Annotated in this window: 9 protein-coding genes and 1 riboswitch; of the genes, 6 read left to right on the top strand and 3 right to left on the bottom strand. The window is 68.3% G+C overall.

Annotation, left to right across the window (positions count from 1 at the left end):
* Nucleotides 1–127: 127 nt before the first annotated feature.
* Entirely contained in the window at nucleotides 128–694 is a 567-nt protein-coding gene (locus ABIC28_RS23510; RefSeq protein WP_077041951.1) for an NlpC/P60 family protein, read from the bottom strand.
* 15 nt (nucleotides 695–709) lie between these two features.
* Nucleotides 710–873, bottom strand: a riboswitch (cyclic di-AMP (ydaO/yuaA leader).
* 534 nt (nucleotides 874–1,407) lie between these two features.
* On the opposite strand from ABIC28_RS23510, the gene ABIC28_RS23500 reads away from it, so the two are divergent.
* The gene (locus ABIC28_RS23500; protein WP_179800570.1) at nucleotides 1,408–3,120 is read left to right on the top strand and encodes a DEDD exonuclease domain-containing protein; all 1,713 of its coding nucleotides are present in this window, start codon (nucleotides 1,408–1,410) and stop codon (nucleotides 3,118–3,120) included.
* Between the two features lie 97 nt (nucleotides 3,121–3,217).
* Entirely contained in the window at nucleotides 3,218–3,493 is a 276-nt protein-coding gene (locus ABIC28_RS23495) for an Lrp/AsnC family transcriptional regulator (RefSeq protein WP_077041953.1), read from the top strand.
* A 58-nt stretch (nucleotides 3,494–3,551) separates the two neighbouring features.
* On the opposite strand, the gene trpD is transcribed toward ABIC28_RS23495, so the two are convergent.
* Both trpD and ABIC28_RS23485 read right to left on the bottom strand, forming a co-directional pair.
* A complete protein-coding gene (trpD, locus tag ABIC28_RS23490) occupies nucleotides 3,552–4,586 on the bottom strand; it encodes an anthranilate phosphoribosyltransferase (protein ID WP_097212145.1) in 1,035 nt (344 codons plus the stop codon).
* Nucleotides 4,587–4,632: 46 nt separating this feature from the next.
* On the bottom strand, nucleotides 4,633–5,115 hold the full coding sequence (locus ABIC28_RS23485; RefSeq protein ID WP_097212144.1) for a hypothetical protein: 483 nt from the start codon (nucleotides 5,113–5,115) through the stop codon (nucleotides 4,633–4,635).
* Between the two features lie 126 nt (nucleotides 5,116–5,241).
* On the opposite strand from ABIC28_RS23485, the gene ctaE reads away from it, so the two are divergent.
* The 4 genes from ctaE to qcrB all read left to right on the top strand — a co-directional run bounded on the left by ctaE (nucleotide 5,242) and on the right by qcrB (nucleotide 9,602).
* On the top strand, nucleotides 5,242–5,853 hold the full coding sequence (ctaE, locus tag ABIC28_RS23480) for an aa3-type cytochrome oxidase subunit III (RefSeq protein ID WP_097212143.1): 612 nt from the start codon (nucleotides 5,242–5,244) through the stop codon (nucleotides 5,851–5,853).
* A 64-nt stretch (nucleotides 5,854–5,917) separates the two neighbouring features.
* The gene (qcrC, locus tag ABIC28_RS23475; protein ID WP_097212142.1) at nucleotides 5,918–6,769 is read left to right on the top strand and encodes a cytochrome bc1 complex diheme cytochrome c subunit; all 852 of its coding nucleotides are present in this window, start codon (nucleotides 5,918–5,920) and stop codon (nucleotides 6,767–6,769) included.
* Complete coding sequence (gene qcrA, locus ABIC28_RS23470) at nucleotides 6,766–7,902, top strand: cytochrome bc1 complex Rieske iron-sulfur subunit (RefSeq protein ID WP_354581116.1); 1,137 nt, start codon at nucleotides 6,766–6,768, stop codon at nucleotides 7,900–7,902. Before qcrC ends, qcrA begins: the two co-directional genes overlap by 4 nt.
* Nucleotides 7,899–9,602, top strand: a complete 1,704-nt coding sequence (gene qcrB, locus ABIC28_RS23465) for a cytochrome bc1 complex cytochrome b subunit (RefSeq protein WP_097212140.1) — start codon at nucleotides 7,899–7,901, stop codon at nucleotides 9,600–9,602. The genes qcrA and qcrB overlap by 4 nt, the downstream gene beginning before the upstream one ends.
* Nucleotides 9,603–9,648 lie beyond the last annotated feature (46 nt).

Raw genomic sequence — 9,648 nt, 5'->3', positions numbered from 1 at the left:
ACCGCCGATATTTTTGCCCCCGCCCCCGGGGCCCCCGGACAACCACAGCACCCCCTAGTTCCACGGTGGGGGCGCCGACCCCAGCCTCCCCCCCGGCCCCCCCACCACGAGAGTTCGTGCGCGGCGCTCAGTAGCGGCGGGCGCCGTCCATCGGCATGGACGACAGCGGTGCGCGCTTGACGGGGGTACCGGAGGTCGCGGCGTGGATGACCTCGCCGTTGCCCGCGTAGATGCCCGAGTGCGAGCCACCGTAGAAGGAGACCACGTCGCCCGGCTTGAGGGCGGAGGTGGAGACCGGCGTACCGGCCGAAGCCTGGTCGTAGCTGGTGCGCGGCAGGTTGATGCCCGCCTGCTTGAAGGCCCACTGCACGAGGCCCGAGCAGTCGAAGGAGTCCGGGCCCGAGGCGCCGTACACGTAGGGCGAACCGATCTTGCTCGCGGCGGCCTGAACGGCCTTGTCACCTGCGGAGACCAGCGGCGCGGGGGCAGGCGCGCCGGGAGCACCGGGCAGGGCCGGGAGGCCGGGGACCTGAATGGTCTGGGCAGGCACACCCGGGATGTCGAAGGTTCCGATGCCAGAGATCGTGACGGGCTCGGCGAGGGCCGGGCCGGCAGAGACTGCGATGGCACCGAAGGTCAGCGCGCTGGCAACAGCAATGCGTCGCACCGAACGCTGGGTAGTGGATGAAGCCACGAGAAGGGGTACTCCGTTTCTTCCGTTCATCCGCCGACCGAGTTAGCTGACGGGTTCGGGCTGGGAAGATCAGCCCTACCCGGCGGCACGCATTCGCGCTCCGACGGGATTCACCCCAGAGAAACTTGGGTTCCCGGCACGATCGCTCTCACGAGTGATCGATTAGGCGGTACCTGGCGATGCCGCACCGGATGGTGTGGCAAGACTCCGCTAGGTCTCAGGAAGATTACGAAAGCGTTGAGCCCCTGTCGACCCAACACGCCCGACCAATCGGCCGATTCGGACATATCGCCCATAAATGGGCGCTAGGCCACTCCCGGGTCACGGACAGATAACGACCGACCGGTCTGCGTGGCGTCCGCGGCACGCACCAACCGAAGCCTCGGCACCAGCCCGACATCGGCGAGCACGTCAAGAGCGACCCGTTCGTCCTGCTCAATACTGATACGGGCCGACCCCGCAGAGTCCACGGCCCGCACCCCCTGCCGGACACCGGGCGGACCGAGCAGCACCGTCACCACACAGTCGCCGCACGCGGTATTGCGAACCTCGCAGTCGTTGCAATCGACAATCACTGTGATCCTCGTCTCTGCCGGGGGCCTCGCGGCGTTTCGCAGGCCTCTGAGACGGAAACTAGCGGCGCGGTCCGACACGGACCACGCGACGGCCGCGCCAGGTGGGCCCTGTCGGTGGCCGCCCCTAGCCTCAGCCGGGTGAGCCCGCAGAGTCCGCCCAACGCCCAGCTGAGCTTCGACGAGCTCGACACCCCACTGCGGGACACCACCTTCGTCGTCGTTGACCTCGAGACCACCGGCAGCGCGCCCGGCGAGGACGCGATCACCGAGATCGGTGCGGTCAAGATCCGTGGCGGCGAGATCATCGGCGAGCTGTCCACCCTCGTCGATCCCGGCCGCTCGATGCCCCCGTACATCGTCGAGCTGACCGGTATCACCTCCGCCATGCTGATCGGGGCGCCGCGAATCGAGCGGGTGCTCCCGAGCTTCCTCGAGTTCGCACGCGGCGCCGTCCTGGTGGCCCACAACGCGCCCTTCGACATCGGCTTCCTCAAGGCCGCCACTGCCCGCTGCGAGCTGCCCTGGCCACCGTTCCAGGTGCTGTGCACCGTCAAGCTGGCCCGCCGGGTGCTCGGTCGGGACGAGGCGCCCTCGGTGAAGCTCTCGGCCCTCGCCGCCCTCTTCGACGTCAGCACCAAGCCCACCCACCGGGCCCTCGACGACGCCAGGGCGACGGTGGAGGTGCTGCACGGGCTCATCGAACGGGTCGGCAACCTGGGCGTACACAGTTACCCGGAACTGGTCGACTACCTCCCCAACGTCTCCGCCGCGCAGCGGGGCAAGCGCGGGCTCGCCGCGCACCTCCCCCGCACCCCGGGCGTCTACCTGTTCCGCGGCCCGTCCGACGAAGTGCTCTACGTCGGCACCGCGGTCAACCTGCAGCGCCGGGTGCGCGGCTACTTCACGGGATCAGAGACCCGCGCACGGATGAAGGAGATGGTGGCGCTGGCCACCAGGGTGGACCACGTCGAGTGCGCGCACGCCCTCGAGGCGTCGGTGCGCGAACTCCGGCTGCTGGGCGCGCACGCCCCTCCCTATAACCGGCGCTCGAAGTTCCCCCGCCGGGCGTGGTGGATCACCCGGACCGCCGAGCCGTTCCCCCGGCTCGCGATCTCGCGTAGCGCGACCTCCGACGCCCTCGGCCCGTTCGGTTCCCGCACGGACGCGGCGGAGGTCGCCGCGACGATCGCCGACATCTGCCGAATCAGGACGTGCACCAAGAGAATTCGCGATGACCAGCCCCATGGGCCCGACTGTCCGGACAGTGCGGTCGGCGGTTGCCCCGCCGGGGGCACGCCACAGAGCGCGGCCGAGTACAGCCGTGCACCGGACACCGCGCACGCGCTCTTCCGGGGAACCGACGATGCGCCGCTGCACGGGCTCCGTGCCCGGATCGAAGAACTCGCCGCGGCCGAGCTGTTCGAGAGTGCCGCGCGGCTCCGTGACCGCACCACGGCCCTGGCGCTCGCGCTCCGCCGGGCTCAGCGCCTCGCGAGCCTCGCCGCCGTCGACGAACTGGTCGCCGCGCGCCCCTCGCCCTCCGGCGGCTGGGAGCTGGCGGTGATCCGGGCAGGCAGGCTCGCCTCCGCAGGGGTGGCCGAACGCGGCGTGCCTCCGATGCCGGTCGTCGAAGCACTGACCCTGTCGGCCGAGACCGTGATCGAGGAGCCGTCACCGCTGCGGGGCGCGATGGCGGGCGAGGCCGGGCTCATCGCCGGCTGGCTCGAGACGCCGGGGGTCCGGATCGTGCGCGCGAGCCACGGATACGCCGAACCCGCGCGCGGCGGTGGCGGCTGGCTGCAATGGTGCGCGGTGGCGCGGGGAGCCGCCGCGGCGGCAGGCACCGCCTAGGGTGACAGGGGAAAGAACAGAGTCGGACGCCCGTCTATGGACAAGGACCCACACGGCCCTTCCTATAGATAGGACGCCACCGCAGCCAAGGAGCGAGATGATCAACGCCATCGTCCTCATTCACGCCAAAGCGAACCGGATCCCGGAGACCGCGCAAGCGGTGGCCGACATCGCCGGGGTGTCCGAGGTCTATTCGTGCGCGGGCGACGTCGACCTGATCGCCATCGTGAAGGTCCGAGACCACGCCCAGATCGCCGAGGTGGTCACCGGCGCGATCAACAAGGTGGACGGCGTCGAGCAGACGACGACCCACATCGCCTTCCGCTCCTACGCCAGCGCAGACGTCGAGGCCGCCTTCTCCATCGGCGAGTGATCCGGGGCGGGCACCGCCGTTCGGTTCGACCGACGGCGGTTCCCGCACCCGGTGGGCGTCAGTCCGCCAGTTCGGTGGAGACCGCGACCCAGCGGTCGAGCAGCGCAGCCGCGTCGCCACTGTCGATCGCGCGTACGGCCCGCTCGAGGCCCGCACGCAGGGCGCTGTCGAGATCGCCCGAGAGACCGCTGTGGGCGGCGATCGCGCCCGCCGCGTTCAGGACCACCGCGTCGTGCACGGCACCCCGCTCGCCGCCGAGCACCGCCCGCGCGATCACCGCGTTCGCCTCGGCGTCCCCGCCACGCAGGGCCGACAGCGGCACCCGCTCGATCCCCAGCGCCGTCGGGTCGATGCTGTCCTCGCGCACCTGCCCACCGGACACGACATACGCCGTGCTCGTGGTCGACGTGGTGATCTCGTCGAGTCCGTCGTCGCCACGCACCACCAGTGCGCTGCTGCCCCTGCGCGCCAGGACCCCCGCCACCACGGGCTGCAGGTCCGCGAAGGCACAACCGATCAGGCCGGCTCGCGGCCGCGCGGGGTTGGTCAGCGGCCCAAGCACGTTGAACACCGTCGGGATGCCGATCTCCTTGCGCGGACCAGCGGTGAACCGGAACGCGGGATGAAAGGTCGGCGCGAAGCAGAACCCGATCCCCACCTCGCGCACGCACCGCGCGACGGCGTCCGGGCTCAGGTTGATCCGGACTCCGAGCGCCTCGAGCACGTCGGCGCCGCCGCTCTTCGAGGACGCGGCCCGGTTTCCGTGCTTGACCACCCGGATGCCCGCGGCGGCGACCACGACCGAGGCCATCGTGGAGATGTTGACGGTCTGCTGCCGGTCACCGCCGGTGCCGACGACATCCACCGCGTCACCGTCGACATCGATCGTGCGCGCATGCGCGAGCATCGCGTCGGCGATGCCGCTCACCTCGGACGGGGTCGGGCCCTTCATCTTCAGTGCGATGCCGAACGCCGCGATCTGCGCGGAGGTGGCGTTGTCCGACATGATCTCGTCCATCGCCCACGATGCGGTCCCCGGATCGAGATCGCGTCCGTCCGTCAGCGCACCGAGCACCTCTGGCCAACTCCCCATCGCAACCGCCTCTTCCCGTCGCCGTCAGCACAATCGAAGACGAAGCTTAGTCAGTACGGGCAACCGGATTCCGCGGCGGCTGCAGCGCATCCCATCCGAGGACACGACCACCCGCGCGCTGCGCCAACCCCGCCATCCGGGAGCGCTCCTGCGAACAGTGCAGCGCGTCGAGGACCTGCACCCGCTGCAGCACCAACGCCACCAGTTCCTCGGCCCCCGGTTCCGCCCCCGCCGGGTCGACCTCCTGCGGCGCGGGCGCGTCCGGCGCCGCGACGGTGTAGCGGTCCTGACCCGCGAGCTCGACCGCCCCGTGCACCTGATCCGCAGGCACCCACAGGTGGTGCCGCAGGACGGCGTCCGCCTCCTCGATCCACCCAGGCTCCGACCCCGCAGCCCGCTCCAGCGCCCGGCTGCATGCCTCCGCGTCGTCGAAGCTCGACGCCACCACCACAAGATCGGTCCGCGTCGCGTCGAGCGGCACCGCCTTACGCCGCCCGAACCGCTTGCGCCACCACCGCACTCGTTCCATGACGCCAGCCTCGCATGCCCGACTACCTGCACAATCACAGACCACGGCATACTGGTCGTAGGCCGCGACGCGCCAAGAACGGACCCGGGTAGTACTCGCTTACGACGAAGCGTCATACTTCTGTCTGTGACGAGCGCAGTAGGGACCCAAGGATCCGCAATCACCCAGCGCGTGCACTCGCTGAACCGGCCGAACATGGTCAGCGTCGGCACCATTGTCTGGCTGTCCAGCGAGCTGATGTTCTTCGCCGGCCTGTTCGCGATGTACTTTGTCGCGCGCGCGCAGGCGGACGGACACTGGCCGCCGGAGCCCACCGAGCTGAACCTCGGCCTCGCGGTGCCCGTCACCGCGGTGCTGGTGGCTTCTTCCTTCACCTGCCAGATGGGCGTCTTCGCCGCTGAGCGTGGTGACGTCTTCGGGCTGCGCCGCTGGTACACGATCACCCTCATCATGGGCACGATCTTCGTGCTCGGCCAGGCGTACGAGTACTACCACCTGGTTCACGAGGGCACCACGCTCTCGAGCAGCGCGTACGGCTCGGTCTTCTACATGACGACCGGCTTCCACGGCCTGCACGTGATCGGTGGTCTGGTCGCCTTCGTCTTCCTGATCGCGCGTACCAAGGTCAGCAAGTTCACCCCGGCACAGGCAACGGCTGCGATCGTTGTCTCGTACTACTGGCACTTCGTCGACATCGTGTGGATCGGCCTGTTCGCCACCATCTATTTCATCCGTTAAGAAGCTGAACGCAGTTCACAGCCCAAGCCCGTTCAGTCCGTCCCGCGAGACCAAAGGGATACAGATGAGTTCATCCCCCCCTTCAGCAGCCGCCGGTAGCGCGTCTGCCACGAAAGCCCGTCGGCAGCGAAAGTTCCGGCGGCGCGTCACCGGCGCCATGGTCCTGATGATGGGCCTTGTCGGTGCCGGTTTCCTCGCCGCGGCGCTGACGCCGACTCCGCAGGTGGCCACCGCGTCCGACGATTCGGCAGCGCTGATCCGCGAGGGTAAGCAGCTCTACGACACGTCCTGCATCACCTGCCATGGTGCGAACCTGCAGGGTGTCCAGGACCGTGGACCGAGCCTCATCGGCGTCGGCGAGGCCGCCGTCTACTTCCAGGTGTCCTCCGGCCGCATGCCTGCGGTGCGCAACGAGGCCCAGGCCCTTCGCAAGCCGCCGAAGTTCGACACCAAGCAGACCGACGCCCTCGGCGCCTACATCCAGGCCAACGGCGGCGGTCCGACCGTGGTCCGGGACGAGAACGGCGAGATCGCCCAGTCGTCGCTGCGCGGCGACGATGTGGCCCGCGGCAGCGAGCTGTTCCGCCTGAACTGCGCCTCGTGCCACAACTTCACCGGTAAGGGCGGCGCGCTGTCCTCCGGCAAGTTCGCCCCGCCGCTGGAGCCGGCGAGCGAGCAGCAGATCTGGCAGGCGATGGCCACCGGTCCGCAGAACATGCCCAAGTTCTCCGACCGGCAGCTGAGCCCGGACGAGAAGCGGGACATCATCGCCTACGTCAAGTCCGCGACCGAGTCCAAGAACCCCGGCGGCTACGGCCTCGGCGGGTTCGGCACCGGCCCCGAGGGCATGGCCATGTGGGCCATCGGAATCGTTGCGGTTGTTGGCGCAGCACTCTGGATCGGAGCAAAGTCATGAGCGACGCCGGTCATGGCGATACGCCTAAGAAGCACACCGAGGAAGAACTCGCCGCGATGAGTCGCGACGAGCTCGTCGAACTCGGTACCAACCTCGATGGCGTCGACATCGCATTCCGCCGCGAGCGGTGGCCCGTCAAGGACACCAAGGCGGAGAAGCGTGCCGAGCGGAGCGTGGCCATCTGGTTCACGATCGCCGGCATCTCTGCCCTCGCGTTCATCGGGATCTACCTCTTCTGGCCCTGGGAGTACAAGGGCATGGGCGAGGAGGGCTACAACGCGTACAACCTGTACACGCCGCTGATCGGCCTCACCATGGGTCTTGCGATCCTCGGTGTCGGTATCGGCGCGGTGCAGTTCACGAAGAAGTTCATCCCCGAAGAGGTCTCCATCCAGGACCGCCACGACGGCGGCTCGCCGGAGCAGGACCGCAAGACGATCGTCGCGGAACTGAGCGACACGCTCGACACCTCGACCATCGGTCGTCGCAAGCTGATCACCCGCAGCCTCGGCTTCGGTGCGGGCGCCCTCGGCATCATGGCGATCATGCCGCTCGGCGGTCTGATCAAGAACCCGTGGGCAAAGGGCGACAAGTCCGACCTGTGGACCTCGGGCTGGACCCCGACGTTCCCCGGCGAGACCATCTACCTGCGTCGCTACACCGGTCGCACCGACGACGTCGTCCTGGTCCGCCCGGAGGATCTCGACGCGGGCGCCATGGAGACGGTCTTCCCGTTCCGTGAGTCCGAGCGCGGCAGCGAGCGCGCCCTGGCACACGCCCTCAAGCGCGCCGACAACCCGGTCATGCTCATCCGCCTGCGGACCGAGGATGCCAACAAGGCCGTCAAGCGCAAGGGCCAGGAGAGCTTCAACTTCGGCGACTACTTCGCGTACTCCAAGCTGTGCACGCACCTCGGCTGCCCGACGTCGCTCTACGAGCAGCAGACCAACCGGATCCTGTGCCCGTGCCACCAGTCGCAGTTCGACGCTCTCCAGTACGGAAAGCCGATTTTCGGTCCCGCTGCTCGCGCACTGCCGCAGCTGCCGATTACAGTGAATGAAGAGGGCTTCCTGGTCGCCAACGGCGACTTCGTCGAAGCTCTCGGCCCGGGATTTTGGGAGCGTCCTTCATGACAGTGACAGACAACCAGTCCAAGGTCTCCGCTCACGCCGCCAAGGCGGCCGAGGGCATGGACTCTCGGTACCACCTGGCCGCGGGCATGCGCAGGCAGATCAACAAGGTCTTCCCGACCCATTGGTCCTTCATGCTCGGCGAAATCGCGCTCTACAGCTTCGTGATCCTGCTGATCTCGGGTGTCTACCTGACGCTGTTCTTCGATCCGTCGATGGCGGAGGTCGTCTACGACGGCGCCTACCAGCCGCTGCGCGGCGTCGAGATGTCGCGGGCGTACGCCACGACACTCGACATCTCGTTCGAGGTTCGCGGCGGCCTGTTCGTCCGGCAGATCCACCACTGGGCCGCGCTGATGTTCGCCGCGTCGATCATCGTGCACCTGCTGCGCATCTTCTTCACCGGCGCGTTCCGTCGCCCGCGTGAGGCGAACTGGGTCATCGGCTGCCTGCTGCTGATCCTGGCGATGTTCGAGGGCTTCTTCGGCTACTCGCTCCCCGATGACCTGCTGTCCGGCACCGGCCTCCGCGCCGCCCTGTCCGGCATCACGCTGAGTGTCCCGGTCGTCGGTACCTGGCTGCAGTGGCTGATCTTCGACGGCGACTTCCCCGGTCAGCTGATCATCCCGCGTCTGTACGTGGCACACGTGCTGCTGCTGCCGGGCATCATCCTGGCGCTGATCGGCGCGCACCTGGCGCTGGTCTGGTACCAGAAGCACACGCAGTTCCCCGGCCCCGGCCGCACGGAGCAGAACGTCGTCGGCGTCCGCATCCTCCCCGTCTTCGCGATGAAGGGCGGCGCGTTCTTCGCCTTCACCTTCGGCATCCTCGCGCTGATGGGTGGCCTGCTGCAGATCAACCCGATCTGGAACCTCGGCCCGTACAACCCGTCCCAGGTGTCCGCGGGCGTCCAGCCCGACATCTACATGATGTGGACCGACGGCATGGCGCGTCTGTGGCCGGCGTGGGAGATCTACCTGTGGGGCACCTACACGATCCCGGCGGTGTTCGCGGTCGCGCTCATCATGGGCCTGGTGTTCACGGTGCTGATCGCATACCCGTGGATCGAGAAGAAGTTCACCAAGGACGACGCTCACCACAACCTGCTGCAGCGTCCGCGTGACGTTCCGGTGCGCACCTCGCTCGGCGCGATGGCCCTGATGTTCTACGCCATCCTGACGATCATGTGCATCAACGACATCATCGCGTACAAGTTCGACATCTCGATCAACGCGACGACGTGGATGGGCCGCATCGGCATCATCGTGCTGCCGCCGCTGGCGTACTTCTTCACCTACCGGTTCTGCCTCGGCCTCCAGCGCAGCGACCGCCAGGTGCTCGAGCACGGCATCGAGACGGGCGTGATCAAGCGTCTGCCGCACGGTGAGTACGTCGAGGTCCACCAGCCGCTCGGACCCGTGGACGACCACGGCCACCCGATCCCGCTGGAGTACCAGGGCGCCGCGATCCCGAAGAAGATGAACAAGCTCGGTTCGGCCGGCAAGCCCGGCTCCGGATCGCTGCTCGTCGCGGATCCGGCCGACGAGGCCGCGGCACTGCTCGCGGCCGAGCACAAGAACGAGCACGACCAGATGGCGATCCTCAAGGATTACCAGGACAAGGCCCACGGTCACGGCGCGTACGCCGACGGCCAGAAGCCGCTCACGGACGGCGAGAAGCCGTCCACGGACGGCGGCCACTGACCCCGGTCAGAACCAGGCGAAGGCCCCGAACCCATTGGGTTCGGGG

Origin of the sequence: Rhodococcus sp. PvR044, assembly GCF_040548995.1 — a bacterium.
Lineage (GTDB): Bacteria > Actinomycetota > Actinomycetes > Mycobacteriales > Mycobacteriaceae > Rhodococcus_G > Rhodococcus_G oryzae.
This window is presented reverse-complemented; position numbering and strand designations above follow the sequence as displayed.